The sequence below is a fragment of the Bacteroidia bacterium genome (assembly GCA_033391075.1).
Classification (GTDB): Bacteria; Bacteroidota; Bacteroidia; order J057; family J057; genus JAWPMV01.
Window position 1 is genome coordinate 138323 of the sequence record JAWPMV010000003.1, and the last position, 21937, is coordinate 160259.

Annotated in this window: 23 protein-coding genes; 16 read left to right on the forward strand and 7 right to left on the reverse strand. The window is 41.5% G+C overall.

What is annotated here, in order from left to right; all coding sequences use genetic code 11:
- Positions 1-64: 64 nt before the first annotated feature.
- Positions 65-616: a hypothetical protein gene (locus R8P61_33705; GenBank protein MDW3652079.1), complete on the forward strand. Its 552-nt coding sequence runs from the start codon at positions 65-67 to the stop codon at positions 614-616.
- Positions 617-669: 53 nt separating this feature from the next.
- On the opposite strand, the gene R8P61_33710 is transcribed toward R8P61_33705, so the two are convergent.
- Together R8P61_33710 and R8P61_33715 are read right to left on the reverse strand one after the other, a co-directional pair.
- Positions 670-2478 (reverse strand): thiol-activated cytolysin family protein, encoded by a 1809-nt coding sequence (locus R8P61_33710; GenBank protein MDW3652080.1) that lies wholly within the window; start codon positions 2476-2478, stop codon positions 670-672.
- Between the two features lie 138 nt (positions 2479-2616).
- A complete protein-coding gene (locus R8P61_33715) occupies positions 2617-4422 on the reverse strand; it encodes a tetratricopeptide repeat protein (protein ID MDW3652081.1) in 1806 nt (601 codons plus the stop codon).
- Positions 4423-4577: 155 nt separating this feature from the next.
- Between R8P61_33715 and R8P61_33720 the strand changes: the two genes are divergently transcribed.
- The 7 genes from R8P61_33720 (at position 4578) to R8P61_33750 (ending at position 10203) form a co-directional block, all read left to right on the forward strand.
- Positions 4578-5762 (forward strand): hypothetical protein, encoded by a 1185-nt coding sequence (locus tag R8P61_33720; protein MDW3652082.1) that lies wholly within the window; start codon positions 4578-4580, stop codon positions 5760-5762.
- A gap of 94 nt (positions 5763-5856) precedes the next feature.
- On the forward strand, positions 5857-6423 hold the full coding sequence (locus tag R8P61_33725; protein MDW3652083.1) for a hypothetical protein: 567 nt from the start codon (positions 5857-5859) through the stop codon (positions 6421-6423).
- 73 nt (positions 6424-6496) lie between these two features.
- Positions 6497-8431 (forward strand): adenylate/guanylate cyclase domain-containing protein, encoded by a 1935-nt coding sequence (locus R8P61_33730; protein MDW3652084.1) that lies wholly within the window; start codon positions 6497-6499, stop codon positions 8429-8431.
- 94 nt (positions 8432-8525) lie between these two features.
- Positions 8526-8921, forward strand: coding sequence for a metalloregulator ArsR/SmtB family transcription factor (locus R8P61_33735; protein ID MDW3652085.1), 396 nt, complete (start codon positions 8526-8528; stop codon positions 8919-8921).
- Position 8922: 1 nt separating this feature from the next.
- The gene (gene merTP / locus R8P61_33740; protein MDW3652086.1) at positions 8923-9555 is read left to right on the forward strand and encodes a mercuric transport protein MerTP; all 633 of its coding nucleotides are present in this window, start codon (positions 8923-8925) and stop codon (positions 9553-9555) included.
- Between the two features lie 25 nt (positions 9556-9580).
- Positions 9581-9805 carry a GDCCVxC domain-containing (seleno)protein gene (locus tag R8P61_33745; protein MDW3652087.1) on the forward strand — a complete coding sequence of 75 codons (225 nt, stop codon included), beginning with the start codon at positions 9581-9583 and terminating at the stop codon, positions 9803-9805.
- A 17-nt stretch (positions 9806-9822) separates the two neighbouring features.
- Positions 9823-10203 (forward strand): hypothetical protein, encoded by a 381-nt coding sequence (locus tag R8P61_33750; GenBank protein MDW3652088.1) that lies wholly within the window; start codon positions 9823-9825, stop codon positions 10201-10203.
- Between the two features lie 447 nt (positions 10204-10650).
- Here R8P61_33750 and R8P61_33755 read toward each other — a convergent pair whose 3' ends face one another.
- Both R8P61_33755 and R8P61_33760 read right to left on the reverse strand, forming a co-directional pair.
- Positions 10651-11178 (reverse strand): hypothetical protein, encoded by a 528-nt coding sequence (locus tag R8P61_33755; GenBank protein MDW3652089.1) that lies wholly within the window; start codon positions 11176-11178, stop codon positions 10651-10653.
- 194 nt (positions 11179-11372) lie between these two features.
- Positions 11373-12065: a hypothetical protein gene (locus R8P61_33760; GenBank protein ID MDW3652090.1), complete on the reverse strand. Its 693-nt coding sequence runs from the start codon at positions 12063-12065 to the stop codon at positions 11373-11375.
- A gap of 257 nt (positions 12066-12322) precedes the next feature.
- Here R8P61_33760 and R8P61_33765 point away from each other — a divergent pair, with 257 nt between their 5' ends.
- The 7 genes from R8P61_33765 to R8P61_33795 all read left to right on the forward strand — a co-directional run bounded on the left by R8P61_33765 (position 12323) and on the right by R8P61_33795 (position 18590).
- Entirely contained in the window at positions 12323-12697 is a 375-nt protein-coding gene (locus tag R8P61_33765; protein MDW3652091.1) for a DUF1801 domain-containing protein, read from the forward strand.
- 62 nt (positions 12698-12759) lie between these two features.
- Positions 12760-12930, forward strand: coding sequence for a hypothetical protein (locus R8P61_33770; GenBank protein MDW3652092.1), 171 nt, complete (start codon positions 12760-12762; stop codon positions 12928-12930).
- A gap of 66 nt (positions 12931-12996) precedes the next feature.
- On the forward strand, positions 12997-14034 hold the full coding sequence (locus R8P61_33775) for a helix-turn-helix domain-containing protein (protein ID MDW3652093.1): 1038 nt from the start codon (positions 12997-12999) through the stop codon (positions 14032-14034).
- A 72-nt stretch (positions 14035-14106) separates the two neighbouring features.
- A complete protein-coding gene (locus tag R8P61_33780; protein ID MDW3652094.1) occupies positions 14107-14904 on the forward strand; it encodes a cupin domain-containing protein in 798 nt (265 codons plus the stop codon).
- 123 nt (positions 14905-15027) lie between these two features.
- The gene (locus R8P61_33785) at positions 15028-16443 is read left to right on the forward strand and encodes an amidohydrolase family protein (protein ID MDW3652095.1); all 1416 of its coding nucleotides are present in this window, start codon (positions 15028-15030) and stop codon (positions 16441-16443) included.
- Positions 16444-16546: 103 nt separating this feature from the next.
- Positions 16547-17515 carry a S41 family peptidase gene (locus R8P61_33790; GenBank protein MDW3652096.1) on the forward strand — a complete coding sequence of 323 codons (969 nt, stop codon included), beginning with the start codon at positions 16547-16549 and terminating at the stop codon, positions 17513-17515.
- Between the two features lie 61 nt (positions 17516-17576).
- On the forward strand, positions 17577-18590 hold the full coding sequence (locus R8P61_33795) for a TlpA disulfide reductase family protein (protein MDW3652097.1): 1014 nt from the start codon (positions 17577-17579) through the stop codon (positions 18588-18590).
- Here the strand turns inward: R8P61_33795 and R8P61_33800 are convergent, their stop codons facing one another.
- Both R8P61_33800 and R8P61_33805 read right to left on the reverse strand, forming a co-directional pair.
- Positions 18591-20009: a hypothetical protein gene (locus R8P61_33800; GenBank protein MDW3652098.1), complete on the reverse strand. Its 1419-nt coding sequence runs from the start codon at positions 20007-20009 to the stop codon at positions 18591-18593.
- 4 nt (positions 20010-20013) lie between these two features.
- Positions 20014-20547, reverse strand: a complete 534-nt coding sequence (locus R8P61_33805; protein MDW3652099.1) for an RNA polymerase sigma factor — start codon at positions 20545-20547, stop codon at positions 20014-20016.
- A gap of 211 nt (positions 20548-20758) precedes the next feature.
- Between R8P61_33805 and R8P61_33810 the strand changes: the two genes are divergently transcribed.
- Positions 20759-20962: a hypothetical protein gene (locus R8P61_33810; GenBank protein MDW3652100.1), complete on the forward strand. Its 204-nt coding sequence runs from the start codon at positions 20759-20761 to the stop codon at positions 20960-20962.
- An 18-nt stretch (positions 20963-20980) separates the two neighbouring features.
- Here the strand turns inward: R8P61_33810 and R8P61_33815 are convergent, their stop codons facing one another.
- Positions 20981-21847: a hypothetical protein gene (locus R8P61_33815; protein ID MDW3652101.1), complete on the reverse strand. Its 867-nt coding sequence runs from the start codon at positions 21845-21847 to the stop codon at positions 20981-20983.
- Between the last annotated feature and the right edge of the window lie 90 nt (positions 21848-21937).

A 21937-nucleotide genomic window follows, 5' to 3' on the forward strand; every position in this document is an offset into this window, starting at 1 on the left:
CTGATTGAAAGAATCTATTTTTTCGCCCAAGCGTTAAATTTGAAAAAAGCCCTTTCGCAATCCCATGAAAAATCCTCTCAAAAAAATAAACAGCAATATGCTCATAGCACTTTCGGCTGTAGTCATCAGCGTCTGTGCATTGGTGGTTTCTATTTATGAAGTTCGGATCATGCGCTCCGAACAAAGGCTTTCGGCTTTTCCTTATTTGAGTATTTCCAAGTTTTACAGCGGAAAAGGCTTTGGGTTAAGGGTGAAAAATAGTGGGACCGGTTTAGCCCTGATCAAATCCTATAAAATACGGGCAGGGGACAACTATTTTCAAAGCTGGCAGGAAGTAATTGATCACTATGCACCAGAAGGACATTCTATCAATTACGGGATCATGAGTACCAATGGATTGCAGGATGAAGTCCTCACCCCCAATGAAGAGGTGATTTTATTTGAAGTTCAGTGGACAGAAGAAAGCCGGGCCCTTTCTCAGGAAGTGGATGATCTGGAAATCAGGGTTTGCTATGCTTCTTTGCTAGAGGATTATTGGGTGGTGAAATCAGACAAAGGAAGGATTCAATTATCCGGCCCCTGCAAACCAAATCTCAAAGAAGAGTTTATGAATTAAAAGGAATTCAAACTCCTGCGGAATGCAGGAGAATGAATCCGCCTTTATGAAATCTAAAGTGAAAAAGGTCCAAGGAACTGATTTCCGGTTCCATTGGTGTTTCCTCTGATGAGGTACTTATCTCCTGCTCCATTGAAGAACAATTGGAAGCGCTCATTGCCGATGTAGAATCCTATGCTGGCGCCTACTTCTTCAAATGGGAAGCTAATATTATTTACTCGCCAGTAAGACTTGATATTTCGGGTGTCCGAGAAGCCTTCCGGATTGTTTTTGTAATAGGTCGAGTTTATGCCGTTTCCGTCAAACATATAGCGTGTGCTGGGACCCTGGCTGCTTTTTGTATAAAACATCATCGCCCCAACACCCGAAAGGTTAAATGGGCAGTTTCCGTTTGCTAGATTGGTGATGGGCTCTATATTCAACCATCTTCCATTGTCGAGCATATAGCTAAACTGGGTTCCCGTTTCGTCAAACACCATGAGGGTTTGTGTATTAAACTTATTGCCATTGATATTACAGGCTGCTCCGATTTTGGTGAAAGGAACATTACCATCTCCTAACTGACTGATAGGGTAGGGGCCATCCAGGATTCCGGTATTGCTGATGAGGTATTCGGTACCTTCCTTATTGATCAGGATAAATTCAGTCCCACTGGTAGAATATGCAGCACCAATTCCTCCAAAAGTAGATGCCAGTCCTGCCCAATGAGCGGTATAAGGAGGAACCCCTACATTGCCCGTCGGACTACAATTGGTTACATCATATTCGGTATTGAGTTTGACGCTTACGATCTGATTATCATAGACACTTCTTACTACATAGGAAATGGCCTTTCCACTTGTGATGTCTGAACTTTCGGCCAATAGATCAACAATCTGACTAAGGTCTGTTTCTCCTATCGTTCTTAAGGTTGATCCGGCTTCCCCGCCGAAGGCAAAGACCCGTATCTTGATGTTAGTTAGCTCTTCCAGTTTACGGTAGTTAACCTGACCTGATCCTCCCGTGGTAAGTCCGGAAAAAGATGCGGTAACACTAGCTTCCAGATCCGTTTTCGAAGAAGTAGTTTCGATCAACATATAATAGATCCGTCCATAGGTAACAGATGATATATATGCAGCTGGATTACCAGGGCCTACGTAGCGCTCCAGGTCTTGAGGCGTTACTTCAGGTGCAAAGATTTGGTCGGTAGATGTGGGGATGTCAAATCGCAGGGTATAGAAACTTTGATTCAGGGTAATGAGCATACGATTATAGGATCTGTCAGAACTGAACTCCAGTTTACCTTCTATCTCGGTGAATTTGGTCTCATACTGTGCTTTCATTTTCAGCGCCATTTCTCTTTTGCTCTGCACCAGGTCATAGCTGAATTCGAAATTGGCGGGGACAACTCCGGTAGAATTTCTGATGATGCTATTGGCTGCTTCGGTGATGCTACTGATTTTGACTTCATCCACTTCGAAACTGGGGGCAATGCTTCCGTCAAACACATCTGTTGAAATGGTTCCTCCGCTTCTTTTTACTGCAATGATATTAGGGGTTGCTTGATTGAGGCTGTTGCCCTGTAGAAGACTTCCGGGATAGACGACGGAGCTATTGGGATTGAAAAGGGGAAAACCGCTGTTACCTCCGGCTGCATCTTCTATTTTAAGGGTTTCTGTTGAGCATAGATATTCTTCTCCATCTTCTACGCTATAGGATTCAGAAGTCTCGAGTACTTCTTCTGATTTACTTACCTGTTCGAAGGTACCTCCTGCTGCTATAATTGCGTCAAAGTTTTCAGAGGGGGCAGGCCCGGGAATATTTTGCTCGCAGGCCATAAGGGTGACTGTTAACAGCAAAGCTGCTAGGATAATCTTTTTCATAATCTTTAGAATTATTTAAGGCTTTTCGGGAAAAAGATCTGGCCAGATACTTTTTTGATTTCTTGAGCTCAAGATGGGGAAATCGCCCTCTCCTGCCAAAAAAGAGGGGGGGACAAAGGGGGGACAGGCGAAAAATACTTACAAACGAAGGAGAAAGTCCTGCAAATTTACTTCGGGTTCAAGGCTCAATTTTTTACGCAAACGATGTCGCGCCTTTTTGACACCTTCGGCTGAGATATTGAGCATAGCCGCGATCTCTTTGCCGGAGAGATTCATGCGCATGAGACTGGCCAGACGAATTTCATTTGGAGTGATGCCTTCGTAGCGTTGAGTGAGGCTGTAGGTAAAGCCAGGATGAACCTGAGAAAAGGATTGGAGGAAAGATTCCCAATCATGGTCGCCTTTGAGATCGCGATCTATTTTGCGGATGAGGTTCTTAATTTCTCTGCCCTGCTTCTCTTCTTCCAGGGATTGCATATCTGTTTTTAATCCTTGCAAAAACTCATTCTTCCTGCAAAAGTTGAGCACTTGCGAATTGAGTTCCTGTGCCATTTGCTCTCGCTCCATATGGGCCACCTGAAGTTGTTGCTCATGGATTTGTTGTCTCTGACTAAAAATTTCCCGATCCTTCTCCCTTTTCATCCTCTGCTGATTCAAAAGAAGGAAGCCAATCAGGACAAGGGCAATCAGGCCTGCGGACATGCCATAGATTCGGAGTTGAGAGAGAACCGCATCTTTTTCAAGTATGGCAATTTCCTTGTCCTTTTTCTCTGTTTCATATATGGTTTGAAGCTCTGCGATTCGACTATTTTTCTTTTCGGTCAAAAGGCTGTCTCTCTGGCTCGCATAATCTTTATAGGTATCCAGAGCTGCTCGATAATCCGGTAATTCTTCCAGCAATTCAGCTTTGATCTTGCTGATCTCATGGAAATATTCACCCATTCCTATCTCCTGAGCAATTTGCATGGATTCATCCAAAAGCTGCAGTCCTTTAGTATAATTTCCTTTTGCTTTTTCACTCAAGGCCAATTCCAATTTGATCCAACAAATATGTTGACTGCTTTGCTGCTCCTCTGCCATATCAAATGCCTGCTTCAATGAGCGTTCCGCTTTTTCAGTTCTACCCTGATAATTGTAGAGAGTCCCCAGTTTATACAGAATATGCATATGAGCCTGGGTGTCTCCGATATTTTGAGCAATTATCAATCCTTCATCGAGGAGTATTTCAGCCTGATCGTATTCTTTCCAATTAAAATAGGATACACTTTTGGAACTAAGGCTTCTGGCTAAAGAGGCACTATCCTTTTCTGCACGAAATATGAGTTCAGCCTGATTGAAATAGTCAAAGGCAGTAGAATCCTCCTCGCGCTGGTGGTATAGATTCGCGAGATTAAAGATCGTGGTTCCTACTCCATTTTGTAAACCGATTTCCTCAAATATCCGGATAGCTTCCAGATAATAGTCTACGCTTTCTACATGCTTGCCTTCCATTTGGTAAAGATTGGCAAGGTTGGCATATCCATCAGCGACTTTCTCTCGCCTACCCAGCTCTTCATTGAGCTTAAGCGCATCTTTAAATCCTGCAACAGATGCCTCCCAGTCTCCGAGGTAATAATGAATAATGGCAAGATTGCTATGATAGATGGCACTTTGTTCTGTATCCCCAAATTTCTCTGAATAGATGAGGCCTTTCTCATACAATTTTCCTGCTTCGGCAAATGCCCCTTGATTTTCATATAGGCTACTCAGTTCATCAATGCTGGAGAAAATACCTTTTGCATAGTTCTCCTGCTCCGATAGGTCAAGTGCCTGTTTAAGATGCTGTAAGGCAGGTTCCGCTTCTGCAGATTGAGCCTGCTCGAGGAGTGCATCGATCTTTTCCGTTTGGGCAAAAATACCCAGACCCATCATGAGCAATAGCAGTAGAGAGATATGGCGTTTCATTGTTAAAAAAGCTTCGTCTTAGGTTTGCATAAGTTAAGCAATTTTGAAAATCCCTAAAGGGGAAGGTTTTTTTTTAGAGTTAATAGAAAAATTTACATATGTTATAAATTATATATAACTTCTGAATCTGTCTGATCTATTTCTACTACCAAGCGATGAGAAAAGTATCCCTGTTTTTCCTTGGCTCCATTCTTTCTATATCCCTTTCTGCCCAGGAAGTCCTTAAGCAAGCTGATTTTGGTATTCAAAAAGACTCTGTGATTGGCTATGTCAAAAACTGGCGAGGCAATGAATTTCACATATCCTCTCAGGAATACTGGATATGGAAAGATTGGCAGAGGCTTGAATCTCAGATTCAATGGGTTTGGGATTACGCTACTGAAAGCTTGAAACCAAATAAGAATATTCACTTTACGTATCATAGCGGGCATGGGAAGAAGGCAGTACGCTTATCTCACACCTGGGATAAAGCAACGGCAAAGTGGTGGAAGACCCGAAGAGATACAACTCTATATCATCATTCAGGAGAGGAATTAGAAATCTATACCCATAAACTCACGATGGGAAGCTCCTTTTGGAAGAAGCATGAGAAGGAATTCTATACCTATTTATCTGATAAAAGGCACACCCGAGATAGTTATAAATGGGATTTAGCTTCGGAAAGCTGGAAAAAATATGCCCGCATAGAAATTGGGCAGAACGAAGAGGGAAAGATCGAATATTATCGGGCTTACATCTGGAATGCGCAAAATGGAGAATGGGATTTTGCAGGGCGGGCGAATTATTCCTATGATAAGGAAAGAAGACTGATAGATGAAAAGATCTACGATGAGCAAGACTTAAAAATGCGGAGGTATGAGAGTACTTATCAGGAAGATGGTTATCTCAAAGAGATTATAGAGTATCAAACCTATCCTGTAGGCCAGGAGTGGGATAAAGTAAAGCGCTTCAGTTTCAAATATGATCAAACAGGAAAGCTTTACAGGGAGGAAGAGGAATTTTGGGAGTGGGGAACACAAGATTGGTCTCTGATTGCCTATAAGCTTATTTATGGAAAAACCCATCAGGAAGCCTTGATAGAAGAAGTCGAATCTATTCCACTCAATTGTAATTTCCCCAACCCGTATACTGCCCAAACACCCTTCACTTGCACCGAAATGATTTCGGGTAAATCCTATCAACTTGAATTGCTAGATCTGGCAGCTAGAGTAGTGGAAGTTCAAAGCTTGATCGGAGATGAAATTATTTCCCTCAAGGCTCAGCTGCCCGAAGGAGTATATATCCTGCTCATCAAAGATCAGTCTCAGGTCCTGGCAGCTGAGAAAATATATGTTCGATAATATCATCAGGAGGCGCTAATTTTTGTCATCTTCTCCTTTGATTTTCTTCATTCCTCTTTCTTTCCCATCCTCCTAATTTTGGAGAAAAGATGGGATGAAGATTTTGCTGAAAGTTATATTGGCTCTGGCTCTCCTTTGGGGAACACTTAGTGTATGGGTAGAACTTCCGGGTTCAGAAATAGAACTGCGAATCAGACAGGAATTGGATAAGCGTGCTTTGATCGTATATGATCCTGATCCTATCTATAATCTGGATTGGCAGGTATGTAAGTCATTTGCTGAAGGTTTAGACCGGGAAGAATGGGGCATTGATATACTCAGTGTATCTGCGGCTGTGAGACAGGATCCCTATGAATACGATCTCTATGTGTTCTGTACCAATACCTACAATTGGGAGCCGGATTGGATATTGAGGTCTTTTATGGAAAATATGGATGGACTGAAAGGGGAAAAGGTAGTTGCCCTTACTGTAGGAAGTGGTTCTACCTCACGAGCCAGGAGAATCATGGAAACAATCCTGCTCGAGAAAGAAGTAGAATTGCTTGCATCAGAAGAATACTGGTTGATGCGTCCTAATGATGAGCAAAGGAAGAAGGAGTCCAATATCTTGCTTGCTGCTGATATGGCCCGAAAACTTGCCGCCGAACTTCCTTTAGAATAAGGAATAGCTTCTGCCAAATGCTTTTAGGTCTCTGTGATAATCCTTATTTTAAGGATTAAAGCTCGGCTAGCTTATGGCACAATCCTACATTATCAACATTCAAAAGTTTTCCCTGGGAATATTGATCTTCTCCTGTTTATTCAGTTTCCCTGGCTTTCTTAAAGGCCAGGATACGCATATTGAGCATCTGGAGGAGCTGGTTGAAGACTTGGAAGGTCATGATAAACTGGATGCTTATAATAAACTGGCGGAGTATTATGAGAACAGAAATTTAAATAAAGCACAAAAGTATGCCCGAAAGGCGGTGAAGTATGGCCGCCAACACTATTCTCCAGATGTCAGATCAAAGGATTATGATGGACAATATCAATGGTTTATATCCCACTTCCTCCTTGGAAAGCTTTATTTAGAGAAAAAGAATTTGCTTGAGTCCTACAAGAGCTTTAAAGGAGCCGAAAAGCTTGCAGCAGTTCTGGATACAGATACCTATGAAGATGAGATAGAGGATTATCTGGATGAAATAGAAGATGACTTTGAAGGAGTCGAGGATTTAGCTGAACTCACTAATATTGGAGAAAGACTGGTTACCAAACCTATTGGTGATCTTTTTTCCAATGATAAGGTTGAAAATGCTAAGAAGGACTTTCTGATTCACGGAAAACTTTTCGCAGCCAAGATCAATAAGGAAAACAAAGCTTATGAGGAGGCAGTTGATGCGTATAAAGGAGCCGCAGAATTGTTAAAGGAAAAAGGAGATAAAGAAAAATTGCAGGAAGTAAATCTGCAATTGGCTTTTCTTCTGGATAGCCTGGACAAGCACGAAGAAGCACGGACTTTTCTCAATGGGGTAATTGCAGAAGTTAAAGGCATCGATTCTATTAAGATCAGGGATCCGGAATTTGGGAAAATTTTTAATAAGCCCAAAACCCCTGAGATTCGGACCTATATATTTAACAATGCAGATCAGGATTCTATCCGAAAAGAAAAAAAGAACCTGAAAAACATTTCCGAAAGGTTTGCCCGCCAAAACAATTTCAAAAAATCATTAGAATATTTTAAACTATATCAGGAACTCACAGCAAGTATCCTAGCTGATAGTCTCATTGCTTCTGCGGAGGCAACTCAAAGAGAAAATGAACTCATCCAATTGAAATTGCAAAAAGATAAGGTAGATGCGAAAGTGGAAGTTCTGGAGAAAGAAAGAGAGCAGGAAGTCCTACGAAGAAATGGGGCATTCCTGATTGCCTTTTTGATCTTGCTGGGAGGGGGTATCACCTATTATTTATACCATACCAAAAAGCGCGAACATAAAAAACTTACCATTGCTTACCGGGATTTGGAGAAAACCAGAAAGAAGCTGGTTGGTGCCGAGCAAAAGATTGTTAAGCTCCTTAAGCAACACGTTTCCGGGGATGTGGCAGCCGAACTCCTGAGCAGTAACTTTAATGAGGTTGTTGCCCGAAAATTTGTCTGCATCATGTTTCTCGATATTCGGGACTTCACCCCCATGGCTGAGAAAATGACTCCGGAAGAACTCATTTCCTATCAAAATGAAGTATTTGGTTTTATGATCGATGTAGTTCATAAATATAATGGCAACATCAATCAACTTCTGGGAGATGGATTTATGGCAAGTTTTGGAGCACCGGTTTCTCATGGGAATGACTGCCAGAATGCCTATCACGCGGCACAGGAAATTTTGCAGGAAGTCAAAGAGCGAAATGAAGCGGATATTATTCCTGAAACCAAAATTGGGATCGGTCTGCACGCAGGCTTTGTCGTTACCGGCAATGTCGGTACCGAAGCCAGGAAACAGTATTCTATTACCGGCAATCCTGTCATCATTGCCAGCCGGGTAGAACAACTCAACAAAACCTACAAGTCTCAATTTATCATCACCGAGGAGGTCTTCAATAAGCTTGAAGAACAAGAAGCCATCAAACAACCTTTCCTTGAAGTAGAAGTGAAGGGACGCAGCAATCCCGTAAAGATTATGAAACTGGCCTAATCAAGCCCAGACACTAAAGCAGATATGGAAACATAGGTGCAGATTCAGTATTTAAGCATTTGCTTAAATACTTTAATACCTTTATCTTCGAAATATGAAAAAATCAAGCTCTGTTTGTGTTCGTGTATACGCTGATCAGGAAGCCATAGAGCAAGGCAAGTCTCTGCTAAAAGCAAAAAACCGGGAGCTTGATCACTTAGCAAAAGGACTAGGTCTGGCAGGCAATAAGGTTCGTCTCTCTATTTTGTTTCTACTTCATCGGAATGGGAAATTATGTGTTTGTGATTTAAGTGATGTATTGGGCATGACAATGGCTGCGGTTTCCCAACATCTACGTAAGCTCAAAGATGGAGGCTTTGTAAAACCTGAAAGAGTTGGACAAACCATTTTTTACCAAATTCAGGAAAAACAGATTGTGTTTCTGGATACTCTTTTATCCTTTCTTGAAATCTCTGAGAGTGAATTTTTTGAGTTAAAAGCGAATAAATAATATGGCAAGTAAATCAGTCTCCAACAAATGGGCCGGCATGGGGATACTAAGTGCTCTGGCTGCATCTTTGTGTTGTATTACACCTGTACTGGCCTTACTGGCAGGTACAAGTGGTATGGCTGCGAGTTTCTCCTGGGTAGAGCCATTTAGACCCTTTCTCATTGGGTTAAGCATTTCAATTATTGGCTTTGCATGGTATCTGAAACTAAAACCACAAAGACAAGAAGAAATAGATTGCGCTTGTGAAGAAGAAGGAAAGACCCCATTTATACAATCAAGAGCATTTCTGGGAATGGTTTCTCTCTTTGCCGGATTGATGTTGGCTTTTCCATATTACTCTCATGCTTTTTATCCTCAGAAAGAGCTTACCACAACAGCAACTTTTCAGGAAAAACCTACCCAAAAACTGGTATTAGATATAAAAGGAATGACTTGCACCGGATGTGAGTCCCACGTAGAGCAAGCAGCCAAAAAGCTCGAGGGAATTCAAAAAGCTAAGGCATCCTATGCCAAAGGGAAAGCTGAAATAGAATTTGATCCTGCGAAGACTAATCCAGAGAAAATCATGGAGGCTGTAAAAACTACTGGCTATAAAATCACAGCATCTAAAGTTTCAAATACAAAAAAAGAGTAAGTATATGGATGCATCAAGCCCTTCAATTGAAATCAAGTTAAATTCAATAATTACTTGCCCCCATTGTGAGCATGAAAAGGAAGAAACCATGCCTACCAATGCCTGTCAATTTTTCTATGAGTGTGAAAATTGTCAAAAGCTTCTGAAACCCCAAAAAGGCGATTGCTGCGTCTATTGTTCTTATGGGAGTGTTGACTGTCCCCCCATTCAAGAAGCTGGGGGAAAGGAAGGAGCTTCTTGTTGTAGCTAAATTTAATTATGTAAACCATGACAGGCCAATTGAGCGTTACTGACGTAAAAGTCTTTGCTCCTACTAAGGATTTTGAACTTTCTGTCTCTTTCTATAAGGCATTGGGATGGACATGCAATTGGTCGGATGGAAATTATGCGGAAATGGAATTAGGAGGGGTTCGCTTTTTCCTTCAAAAATACTATCACAAAGGCTGGGCAAATAATTTTATGTTTTACATTAATGTAGAAAATGTTCAAGCTTGGTATGAGCATGCCCGCAAGCTCATAGAGGAAGGAGATTTTGGTAAAGCGAGAATAAATGCCCCAGTCAAACAGCCCCATGGTGATCTTGTTTGCCATGTTTGGGACCCCACAGGTATCCTGCTCCATTTCGCCCAGTCAGTAGAAGCTGGTTAGATTTCCCTGAGTAGTCCCATAATCAGACGGAAATCACTCTAATCATAATCTATCCGTAAACCTAAATGCAAAAAAGCACATGACAAAAACGCTGTGCTGCTAAAGTAAAAAAACGAAAACAGCCTCCGAGAAAATCTGCGCAGGCTGCAATAAACTTAATTAATAAAATCAAATTAAAAGTACGATGAAACTACTTAATCCTCAAACCTGAGGAGATCTTTCGGCCAGCCCGTTTTTTGGCCAGATTTCGGATCATTTAAAGGTTCCTATCGTACTAATTTTTACTCTAAATCTATTTTATGCACAGGATGTGGCAGCAGCCTAAAGTTCTGTGCTGGAAGAAGTCATCCGAGCTCAAAGAGGGATACAGGCACTAAACGTACCTGTATCCGGAATCGCTACTTTAGAAGTATTGAGATAGTTGCTAATCGAGTGCCGTAGGCTATATCAGTTACCTGAGGCATCGAAATTAAATAATTCGTCCAGGTAGTATTCTCGTGTAGCTGAGGTGTAATTGTCGAAACAGGGCTCATTTCCACTGCGCATAATGCTGGCACATATATTTCTATCAAGGACCCCTTCTCTATGATCCTGTCCCAGATAGCAGTGGCCCAGTTCATGAAATATGATCATTTCCCGGAAGGAGGTCTGCGGGACCTCATCCCAGAATTCTTGGTCTATGATGATATGATTAGGGGCACGGAAATTAAACTGGCATTGGCCAGCTACGTGTTCCTGTTCGATCTCTTTGATTTCACCGGTAATGAAACGTGCGCGGATGTCAATATCATATCCCCGATTCCGACCTTCTTCTTCAAAATCCGCAAAATAGGACCAGAGTCTTTGATCAACTCCCTGATAGGTCTCTTCAGCAATGATATTGTTGGGCTCAACTCCATCTGGCTGACAAGCAAAAAGAAAAAATAAGATAGCAATAAAGTAAGGGGATCTGTTACCTCCGAATAGGGATTTCATACCGAAAAATTTAATCTAATGAATACGGAGGTAGAGCTACGGGCTATAGGATAGTTGCTTTTGAGATTTAATGATACTAACATCTTCCAGGGAAAAACCCTAACGAAGATTGAGCAGCTGTCAGCGATTTGACATACACCTAATAGAGAAATAGAAGTTGAAAAGGTTACAAGGAAAGCTGGATGCTCGCAAGCTTAACTTGCCAAATGACTGTCTATTTTAGTCTGTAATTTTTCCAACTTTCCTTTCAGAGCCTTGTAATATCTGAGAATGAAATTACGGTTGATATTGATCTTCCAGAGGTAGCTGAGGAATAATTTTTTCTCTTTGGAACTGATCTTAAGGGGGAGTTCTATATCCGCGATATCTCCTCTTTCATCAAAAAGCAGATTTGGGGCTATGATATCATTGAGCTCGTGGTAATAAGAGCGTTGAAACTGCATTTCCTGATACTCCTCCTCAAACTTTAGCAGGATTTCATAATCGTATTCGTACAAGGATATGATGTCAAATCTCAGGGAGTCGTCTTCTATCAATTCCAATCCCCGGGATTTAAGGGTCTCATAACCGCTTACATTTTGAATGGAGATAAAATCCCGTGTCAAGTCAAGGTAATACTCCCGCAAGGTATCAGTAGAAGTTTCCTGACCATTGACGAGCCGGGCCCAATAGGAGCAGGCCTTTAAACCTGCCTCATGTCCTTTTATATTGAGTAAAACATCCTCGATGTCCTTTTCGAGTCCGTGCTGGATTTCAGTCAAAATTTTTAATTCGGCTTCTCTTTCTCTTTGATTCTCCTGCCAGTTGGTTAAGGCAAAGGCAGAAATCACCGCGATGAAAATTGACAGAAATTCCAATCCATAGTTTTTCCAGCTCGTCTCTTTCATATTTTTCCTGAGTTTAAGCAAATCTCGTAAATTTTGAGGAAAGAAGTTATCTCATCCATTTAGGCTTTATATTTAGGGGAGAGTAAAACTTTAAGGGAAAACATAGTAAGGTCATCTCGACGTTTGGCTCGAGTGCTGGCTTGCGAGCGGAGAGACCTTGTATTGCTTCCCTCTAAAAGCAGGTTTTCTCGGCACTCATGCCTTCCCGCGACCAAGCCTCGAAATGACCTTTTGTTTGCATAAACCAATCACCCAAAATGAATAAAGCAGAAGATATCATTTATTCACAGCCGGAAAAGGTGCAGAAACTCATGGAATTTTTCCATCAGATGTTGTGCGAGGAATTTGGGCTGACTTCTAAGGTCAGTTTTGGCAATCCTGCCTATTATCGCAAGAGCTGGATTTGCTACTTCAAAGCCATCAAAGACAATGCTTTTGAACTGGCTTTTTTTAGGGGAAATGAATTGTCAAATGAACAGGGAATTCTCGAAAGCAAAGGACGAAAACAATTGAGGAGCATAATCATAAAAGAATTGGACGCTCAGCTAATCGAATCTCTGAAAGTGATCTTTTTTGAGGCGATTGATCTGGATGAGCAAAAACCCTATGAATCCAAACGCAAAAAGAAATAATCGAAAAATCCAATCTTAGCATTGTTCTCGTAGATAAACTGCTCCTTTAAAGGATCAGTTGTATGAAAAATCTCCTACTCCTTTCCCTTCTGCTTTTGACAATATGGGTAATTCTGGACCTCTTTCGCCCGATACAAAGAGATATCCGTCAACTTGATGCAGAAAAGAGAGCCAGAAATGAAATCTTAGTCAAAAGCTGGAATTCATTGGCAGAAGAATTGGAAGGCAATTAATTCTTAACATTCTCGGAGGCATAGGCGTAAATCAAGGTGGTACCTAAAAATTAACGCTACACTCCTATGCTTTCTCGAGAAATTCTTTTCTTCTTCAGCGCACTCGGTGTATTTAATGTCTTTTTACTGGCTGCTTATGTCTTATTCAGGAATGTTAAAGCTGCTTCCTCCTCTTTTATTCTGTCTTGTATCTTCCTCTGTATGGGAATTAGGGTTGGTGTTTCCTGCATCTATTTTTTTGAACATGAAATCAGCAGAAGCTTGATACAGCTTGGGCTTTCTGCCCATGTACTTATGGGGGTCTTTTTGGTAGAATATCTTCGACAGAAGGGCAAAGCTACTCTACAGTCTTCCATGGCTCATATAGGGATTGCTGGCTTGATCGTCTTACTAGGAGGAATCCTCTATCCCTTCGATCTATATCCGCTGATGTGGGATTTTACGATTCGTTTTAGCCTGCACATAGTATTGACGCTGTATCTGATTGGAGGCGGCTTTTTATTGAGGGAAAGTGTGCGAAAGTTCTTTCAGGGACAGAAACTCTCACTTGAAGAAAAAGGGAATTTATTGCTTTATGTTGCGCTTTGTGCCAGCTGTTTGGGCTTTGCTATTTCCTTATTCACTACCTATATCCTGGGACCTGTGCTTTTCTCTTTTATTTTCTACATTTCGATCATTTGGTACTATACTCATTTACATCAGCTCCCCAAAGCAAGTAAAAGATATAATGGGAAAAAGATTGAGGATGAAAAGGCAGATGAATTGATTGAAAAACTCCAACAGAAAGTAGAAGCCGGACAATTATTTCTCCAGCCTAAACTTACCTTAGAAGGCCTTGCTAAGCAGCTCCATATTCCTCGTCATCAATTATCTCAACTCCTCAATGACAACCTGGGTAAGAGTTATTCCCTGTTTATCAATGAGTATCGGATTGAGTATGCGAAAGCTTTGCTTTTGCAGGAAGAGAATTTGAGCATCGAAGCCATCGCCTATGAAGTAGGCTTTAATTCAAAATCCTCTTTCTACAGCATTTTCAAAAAACTGAGTGGAGAAACTCCTGCCAGTTTCAAAAGTCGACAATTGCTCCAGCACAGTTCAAAATGATAATTCCGTAGGCGTATTTTATAATATAAGACCGCTGGGAGATTGACATCGCCTTATCATTGTACAAAAACAATGATGATGAAACAGAAAGTGCTCTTCCTCCTACTTATTTTCTCCTTTTTCTCTCTAGCTAGCTATGCACAGGAAAAAGAGGCAAGCCTTATTCGGCCCCTGAAAATTGACAAGGCGGGTCTCTCAGGTTTAGGATTAAAACCGATAAAACTTAAACAGGAACCCGATCGGAAATTTTTTCAAAGAAATTTGTATCGGGGTGAAGAGATCAGTGTGTACATAGTCTCCAGCCAATCCTGGACCACTCGGATGGACAATTTCTCGATTGATGAGTATGTCTACATCTATCATGGCAAGTCCCGGGCAAAGGCGGATGGGGGAGAAGACCTCTATTTTCAAAGTGAAGAACATTTTGCCATTCCAAAAGGCTTTACCGGAGAATGGGAAGTCATGGCCGCAGACAATATTCATTACGAACTTTCTGTGATTACGACTCAGCGCGCTCCGGAAGTAAAGCGCTCAAAGGGACAATTACCTAAACTTTTTGACAAAGATCTCTTGTCAGGCATCCATATAGACTGGAAAGGAAAGGATACCTATAAGGAAGAGCTATTTGTGGGCGACGAACTCCGCATTTCCGTTCTGACAGAGAAACCGAGGATAGTACAGATTACTGTCCCGGCAAAGGAGCAACTCATTTCCTTGCTTTCGGGTCACCTAATAGTAAAGGACGCTTCCGGCGAAGAACATAAATTCTACGCTGGCGACCTATTTATCATACCGAAGGACTTTACGGGCAATTGGGAGAGTCAGGGACACACTTTGGCGAAGTATCTCGTGATTGAGCAGACGAATTGAATTGGTAGTAGCTGGCCCTTTATCTATCGTCAGATTTTAGCTATTCGTCTAAATATGCTCATCTCTATTGCTAAACTTTCCAATTTAGAGATAATCTTTTTTAATCAATTAGCATACGAGCACATGAGCCTCACAAAAATTTGTACAGCCCTCCTCCTTTATTTTTTCTGTATAATGGGAACTGAGGATTTACCCAAAAAGCATGATCTGGCGATCGTTGGAGTAAATGTTTTCGACACCCAGACTAAAGAGATCCAAAAAGGAAAAACCATTCTTATCAATGGGGATGAGATCACAGCCATTGTAGATGTTTCAGCAAAAGTAAATGCGAAGCAAACAATTGACGGAAAAGGAAGATTGGTAGTTCCTGGATTTATTGATACTCATGCCCATCTGAATCTGATCTTCGAAAACCAGAATGAGTTCACAGCATGGCCCATCGTGAAAGACTCTCTCATTCCCTACCGCAATAAACTCAGGGATAATTACCTGGCCTATGGTACGACGACCATCACGGGTATGGGCCAACCCGAATCCTGGATGAGTACCAGTCTGAACTGGCAGAAAAATCCGAGCCCCACTCATCCCAATCTATTTATTGCAGGAGGAGCCATGATTTCTGATGAAAGCAGACAAACGTATATGAATCATACAGAGGTCATGGGCCCGGATTCAGGAAGGGAGAAAGTAAGGAAGTATGCAGAAATGGGACTAAGGCATATCAAATTGTATTGGCGATTGCAGAAAAGGGATATGAAAGCGATCGTAAAGGAAGCCCATAAAGAAGGATTGATCCCCTTCGGCCATATTGACAATAACATTGTGACGATTCAAAATGCCATGGATCTGGGGGTAAAGAATTTCGAGCATTTTTTCACCCTGGCTGTAAGCGCACTTAAAGATGATAATGCATGGAAAGTGGTCAATGAAAAATATGATATACCGAGAATTCAGAGCACGGATGAATTTGCCGCAGCTATGTCATTTTTCTTTGGCTATGTAAAAGACAATCCTGAAAGTCATGCAAAGATGGTCGAACTTCTGGATCGAATGGCCGAAGAAGGAGCCAGTATCAGTACGACTATTCACATACTGGCAGCCACGGCGGGCAAGACCTCTTTTTTCTCATCCTTCGAACATTTTCCTAAAAGAGATGAGCCTCATTTACCAGCTTTTTCGAGTAAACTAAAAAGCCAAATAGAGCCAGCTTTTGAAAGCCTGATGTACTACCTGAAAATGGCCCATGACAAAGGGGTAAAAATCAGAATCGGGACGGATTGCCGATATGGAGGAAAAGCTTTGCTTTCGGAATTGATTCTGATGAAAGGCGCTGGCTTTAGCACCGAGGATATTCTACAAATCGCCTGCTACAATGGCTATGAAAGTATGCAATTAACAGATCAATACGGAAGTATTGAAGCAGGGAAGAAAGCAGACTTGCTGATATTTGAAAAGGACCCATTTTCAGATCCGATGAACTTTTTATCAAAGAAAACCATCATAAAGGGAGGACAAATTTTTGAAAATAGCGATAGATAAACATTTCTGAAACATTCTGAGGAGAAAGAGATTTTATACTACAGAATCATACATTTCTCGGAAATCAGGCACTATCAAAAGACTTCAAAAACTGTCTTTTAATATGGCTACGATGAAAAAATACCTCTTTCTCTTTCTCCTCATCCCCTTTTTACTTTCCTGTGAAGAAGAAGTGCCCGTTATTTCAGAAGAAGCAGAGCGCTTTCTAACAGAGGTACTTGATATCATGGAGCAAAATTCCCTCAAGCGGAAGGAGATTGATTGGCCGGCTTTACGAACAGAAGTGACAGAACTAGTGGGGGCAGCCCAGAATACTTCCGATACCTATGAAGGGATTCGCCGGGCACTGACGCGGATTGATGATAAACATAGTTTTTTTCGAACTCCTTTTGGAAGCTTTATTAGTGGAGAAAATGGACTGATTTGTCAGGCACCGATTGTGAGAGAACCTCCTTTGCCTGATGATATTGGCTACGTGCGCATTCGCTCTTTCAGTGGAGCTTCAAATGATTCTCGAGCGATTTCCTTTGCTGAGGCCATTCAAAATAGTATCAGAGATCAGGATTCTTCTAATATCAAAGGCTGGATTGTGGATCTGAGAGGAAATGGCGGGGGAAATATGTGGCCGATGCTAGCAGGCGTAGGGCCGATTCTCGGCCAAGGGGTAGCCGGACATTTCATCGATCCCAACAACAATGTCACAGCCTGGGGATATGACAATGGCAAAGCTTTCATCAATCTCTTCACCAATACCCAGATAAACAATCCCTATCAATTGATCAATCCTGATCCCAAAGTTGCGGTATTGCAGGACAAGCAGCTGGCTAGTTCGGGCGAAGCCATAGCGATTGCCTTTATCGGCAGAGAGAATACACGAAGTTTTGGAACCGAAACATGCGGATTGTCCACCTCCAACAATAGTTACAGCCTGAGCGATAATTCGACCCTTTTCCTCACTACTTCATTCATGGCAGACAGGGATCGAAATACCTTTGGTGATTCTGTTCCTCCAGATCAGGAAGCAAGTCCCCAAAATATTATTGAGGATGCGATAAGCTGGATAGAGAATTAATTTGTTATTGAGCTGGCGATCTATATTTCTTATCTTATATAAAACATTTAACCCATCCGTTATGAAAACACTCAGCACTTTTCTCATGCTCATTCTATGGGCATCAACTATTTTTTCCCAAAACGACAGCCTCAGAATTGACGCAACTTTAACGGGATTTGAAGAAGGGACATATCTCTATCTTTGGACCTCAATCGGAGGAGTTGGAAGCGTCCGGGACTCTGCAAAAATCAAAAATGGAACTTTTAGAATTTCTTATTTACTGGAGGAAAGTCCGTCTTCAGTTTTTCTGACAGGAAAAGGGTTCAATCCCAACCTCCGTTTCTATGGGGAAAATAAAAACATGAGTATTTCCGGAGATAAAGAGAATTTTTCTGAAGCTGTGGTTAAAGGGAGTAAGGTAAATGATGTCTATCTCCGACTAAGAAAGCTAAAGGATAATCAGGAAGAGCAACTAAAAGTCATAGAAGAGAACCTGGATGTCGCACCTGCGCTCACATCTCTCTATTTTTTGAAGGATAAAATTTCAGCTGAAAAAATGGAGGAATTGTACCAAAAAATTCCCGAAGAAAAGAAAGGGCTTGATTTTGCCAAACGGATTGCCAGTCATATTCAGGCAAGCAAAATGAAGGTTCCGGAAATAGGGGATGATTTGATCGATTTTGAAGTATTTGATGAAGCCGGAAAGACCTATACCTTTTCTGATCTCAATGACCGATTTCTTCTCATAGAATTTGGCTCATCTTTTTGCGGGCCTTGTTATGCTGCAGCTCCTGAGCTATCGAAATTGCAGGAAGAAGAGCAGGAAAGCCTGAAGATTATTTCCTTTTCACTGGATAGCCGCGAATCTCTTTGGAAACAAAGCCTGGAGCGATTGCATGCAAAGGAAGGACATGCCAAACTGCTGCACTTGTGGGATGGGGAAGGAGAAAATGGAATTATCCCGGCCTCCTATGGTGTCAGTGGAATTCCGCAATTCTACCTCATCAATCCGGAAGGCAGAGTTGTAGCAAAATGGATGGGGTATGAAGAGGGAATTGTCCGAAAAAAATGGGAAGAGACCCTTAAGCCCTGACTAAAATGTAAATACCAGACCGCTGTTTATGCTTAAGCTTTGGGAATAAATCTTCTTATTCCTCCTTACTTTGCTTTTGTCGAAATCCCGCTCATAGGTGGGTTGAACGACCAGGCCAACTCTATCATTGAAGTTATACTCGATGCCCAAGCCTGCAGTCATGGCGGGCCTGTAAGAAATCTGGTCTCTTCTTCTGTCTCGTGGACCTCTGCGATGCTTTATGTCCAGGCTATTAAAGTCCTCGATTTCCAAAGAAAGGGCGGATATATCTGTTTTATTATCAAGGCGAAAACTATTGAGAATTCCCCCTCTCAGTCCTATTCTGAATTTGTTAATGTCAATGGAATATTGAAGTACTAGCGGAATCTGAAGATAAGACTTACTGTTCTCTGTCAGAATTTCGATGGGGAGAGCAGTATCATCTGCTATACTTTCATCCTGCGCGCGACTCACTACCAATTCCGTACTTTCCATGCTTTCCAGTCCCGGCAACTCAAAGGAGAAGCTACTTTCATAAAGGCCATCAGCAGTAAGGGTTTCCTGATTTCTATTGAAATTAACCAGGTGAAAGGATCGACTTTCTATATTGAGTTTGAAATATTGAACCCCCAGTTCGAGGCTCAGCTTTTTATTTAACTGCCTCCCAATTTGTACAGCTGTGACATAGGAAAAATTCAATTGATTTCTATCAGGATTAAGAACAATCATGTCTGAGCTTGACAGAGTAGGTCCAGCAAGCAATCGGACGTAATTGCGTTTTCCTTTGAAGGATTGCTTTCGAGTAATTGTAGATTCTTCTCCCTCAAAAAGGAGAGAAGGAAAATTCAAAGGAAGTTGAGATAGGTAAATGGGATGAGGCCTGAGGCCATCAGATGTATAATGAGTGATAGAAATTTTACTCGGTTCAAAAACAAAATCAGGAGTGGGTAGGCCTTCATTCGGAGGAAGATTATTTGAAACTAAGTCCCTGGCTGCTGAAATGCTTTCTTTGCGATCACTTCTTGCTGCTTTCTCCACAGATTTAGGATCCCGAAAACTTTTCTTCTCCAAAATAGAAGCTACTTTCCCTTCTGAAGGACCCTTTTCTGCCGCCAAATCCGGTGTAGCGGATAATTCTGACTTTATCTCATGGAGACTTTCTTCATAACTTTCCAATCGTTCACTTAACTCACCTATTTTCTGTTCCTGTTGATGGTTTTGGTAGAAAGTCAGGGATAAAAGTAAGAGGAGAAGAAGGATGGCAGCTCTTTGGTAAAAGACAATCCTTTTCGAGTTTCTAGGCTTAAATTCCTCCTGAATATGGGTCCAAACTTCTGGAGAAGGATTATTCCAATCCTCAGCTAATCCCGATTGAGTCGCTTCTTCGAGCCTCTTTCGGAAATAATTCTCCAGGTTTTCGTTATGTTCTTGTGATTCCATTCTATCAATTCAAAATGAAAGATTCCAACTTCTTTTTTAATATCCGTTTCGCTTTAAATAGTTGGGTCTTCGAGGTGCTTTCGCTGATCCCCAGCATCTCTGCGACTTCCTTGTGAGAATATCCCTCGATGGCATAGAGATTAAAAACTGTTCGATATCCATCGGGGAGCTGCTGGATCATAGCCGTTATTTCTTTGGCGGATAATCTGGAAAAAGTTAAATCTTCTGAGGGAGGGAATGCTCCCTGATCTTCTTCTTCGATGAAGGTGTATTTCCCTTTCCTTTTTCTTAGTTGATTGAGGGCTGTATGGACCATTACTTTTCGCATCCATCCAGCCAGACTGCCTTTCCCGGCGTATTGTTTGAGGTCTTTAAAAATCTTTATGAATCCTTCTTGCAAGATGTCTTCTGCTTCTGCACGGTCCCTGCTGTAGCGAAGACAGATCATAAAAAGTCTGACCTTATGGTTTTCATAAAGCTTTCTGAGAGCAATGTCATTTCCTTCTAAACAGGCTTTCAGCAGTTGTTTTTCTTGCATACAGCAGAATGCAATCCGGGGATTTCCTTTAAGGCACGGATGCGAGGGGAAAAGTTGCCTGGCTTATAACATTTAGACAAAAATAAGGAGGCTCCATTCCCCTTTATGGCTTTTTTGAATGAATAGTAAATTTTTCTGAAAGTCGGGCAACTTTTTTTACCTGAGTTTTGCCTTATATATGATTATGCAGCCTTTCAGAAAAAAAAACAGCATGAGTAAGTTTATCATTATCCAGAAAGTCAGTGAAGACGTCCTCCTAAAAGGGATCATGGACCTCGACGATGTAGTCCTATGTGATGAGGCAGGTGAAATGAAACATTTCCCAACAAAAAATATGGCACAGAAATACCTGAAAGATCATGAATCCCGGGGTCAAATTGTCAAAATAAATCTCAGTCGGGCTGACTTCCTTTAGGTTGGCGCCAATTATATTCTAGGGTAAAAACTGGAATGCAGAAATAAAGTATTCTGTTTTTTCATGTGATCCCCGGGGAATCAACAGGTTTTTATTTCCATCATAATGGAAATCTCCCAGATAATATCCCTTTCCTGCTATCAATTTTTCGCTTTCCCCCGATTCATCTATATACCAGAGAGAACTGTTTTCGACAGTACTAAGCAAAAGTTCTTCTTTGGGCCCCACAAAAACACCATCAAAATCCTGGATGCCATCAGGGAGCTTAATCTCTTTCATCTTTTGACTGTCAAGCATGAGTTGAGTAAGCTTCATCCCTGCTACCCAGAGCTTGTTTCCTGTTATACATAATCCATTCGCATACTCGAGGCTTTTTTCATCCTGCATCCATACAGTTAGGCTGTCTCCTTCCAATTTCATGATTGCGTGCACAAATGATGCACTGACAAATACCTCACCCTCGGCGCTGATTGCAACATCATTTAATCCCAGATCAGAAATAGGGGAGGGATAGCTTTGAATGATTTTCCCTGCCTTTGTATCAATAGCCAGTAAACGATTTACATCTGCTATATATAAGATATCCTGCTTTACTGCCATTCCGGTAGGACGATGCAAAGAGTCTATCCATTTTGCTTCCAGCAGTTCACCTTTTGCAGAAAAACGAGAGATATAGCCTTCGACGCCTTTCTGATAAGACTTCCCATTTGATACATAGTAAAGATCACTTGCCGAATCAAAGCAGACACTTTCTACCTGACTCAATGCTGCCTCTCTTCCCCAATCAGCCAAATGCAAGAAAAAATGACTGTGTTCAGATACCTGCTTACAACTGAAAAAGAGGAGACTGATACAGAAAAAAAAGCACAGATCGGAAAATCTCATAGGAAGAATTTTCTTCAATATATCTGATTTGCTGGCTTTCTGAGAAAAATTCGATGAATGAGATCAGATCATGGATGTAGTCCCTGAAAA

Excerpts from the sequence above, each read along its gene's own strand:
- R8P61_33805 (MDW3652099.1), bottom strand. The coding sequence starts at position 20,547 with ATGCAAGAAAAACAACTGCTGAAAGCCTGTTTAGAAGGAAATGACATT.
- R8P61_33735 (MDW3652085.1), top strand. The coding sequence starts at position 8,526 with ATGAAAAAATCAAGCTCTGTTTGTGTTCGTGTATACGCTGATCAGGAA.
- R8P61_33730 (MDW3652084.1), top strand. The coding sequence starts at position 6,497 with ATGGCACAATCCTACATTATCAACATTCAAAAGTTTTCCCTGGGAATA.
- R8P61_33815 (MDW3652101.1), bottom strand. The coding sequence starts at position 21,847 with ATGAGATTTTCCGATCTGTGCTTTTTTTTCTGTATCAGTCTCCTCTTT.
- R8P61_33720 (MDW3652082.1), top strand. The coding sequence starts at position 4,578 with ATGAGAAAAGTATCCCTGTTTTTCCTTGGCTCCATTCTTTCTATATCC.
- R8P61_33785 (MDW3652095.1), top strand. The coding sequence starts at position 15,028 with ATGAGCCTCACAAAAATTTGTACAGCCCTCCTCCTTTATTTTTTCTGT.
- R8P61_33705 (MDW3652079.1), top strand. The coding sequence starts at position 65 with ATGAAAAATCCTCTCAAAAAAATAAACAGCAATATGCTCATAGCACTT.
- R8P61_33760 (MDW3652090.1), bottom strand. The coding sequence starts at position 12,065 with ATGAAAGAGACGAGCTGGAAAAACTATGGATTGGAATTTCTGTCAATT.
- R8P61_33770 (MDW3652092.1), top strand. The coding sequence starts at position 12,760 with ATGAAAAATCTCCTACTCCTTTCCCTTCTGCTTTTGACAATATGGGTA.
- R8P61_33710 (MDW3652080.1), bottom strand. The coding sequence starts at position 2,478 with ATGAAAAAGATTATCCTAGCAGCTTTGCTGTTAACAGTCACCCTTATG.
- merTP (MDW3652086.1), top strand. The coding sequence starts at position 8,923 with ATGGCAAGTAAATCAGTCTCCAACAAATGGGCCGGCATGGGGATACTA.
- R8P61_33795 (MDW3652097.1), top strand. The coding sequence starts at position 17,577 with ATGAAAACACTCAGCACTTTTCTCATGCTCATTCTATGGGCATCAACT.
- R8P61_33750 (MDW3652088.1), top strand. The coding sequence starts at position 9,823 with ATGACAGGCCAATTGAGCGTTACTGACGTAAAAGTCTTTGCTCCTACT.
- R8P61_33810 (MDW3652100.1), top strand. The coding sequence starts at position 20,759 with ATGAGTAAGTTTATCATTATCCAGAAAGTCAGTGAAGACGTCCTCCTA.
- R8P61_33715 (MDW3652081.1), bottom strand. The coding sequence starts at position 4,422 with ATGAAACGCCATATCTCTCTACTGCTATTGCTCATGATGGGTCTGGGT.
- R8P61_33755 (MDW3652089.1), bottom strand. The coding sequence starts at position 11,178 with ATGAAATCCCTATTCGGAGGTAACAGATCCCCTTACTTTATTGCTATC.
- R8P61_33765 (MDW3652091.1), top strand. The coding sequence starts at position 12,323 with ATGAATAAAGCAGAAGATATCATTTATTCACAGCCGGAAAAGGTGCAG.
- R8P61_33780 (MDW3652094.1), top strand. The coding sequence starts at position 14,107 with ATGATGATGAAACAGAAAGTGCTCTTCCTCCTACTTATTTTCTCCTTT.
- R8P61_33790 (MDW3652096.1), top strand. The coding sequence starts at position 16,547 with ATGGCTACGATGAAAAAATACCTCTTTCTCTTTCTCCTCATCCCCTTT.
- R8P61_33800 (MDW3652098.1), bottom strand. The coding sequence starts at position 20,009 with ATGGAATCACAAGAACATAACGAAAACCTGGAGAATTATTTCCGAAAG.
- R8P61_33775 (MDW3652093.1), top strand. The coding sequence starts at position 12,997 with ATGCTTTCTCGAGAAATTCTTTTCTTCTTCAGCGCACTCGGTGTATTT.
- R8P61_33725 (MDW3652083.1), top strand. The coding sequence starts at position 5,857 with ATGAAGATTTTGCTGAAAGTTATATTGGCTCTGGCTCTCCTTTGGGGA.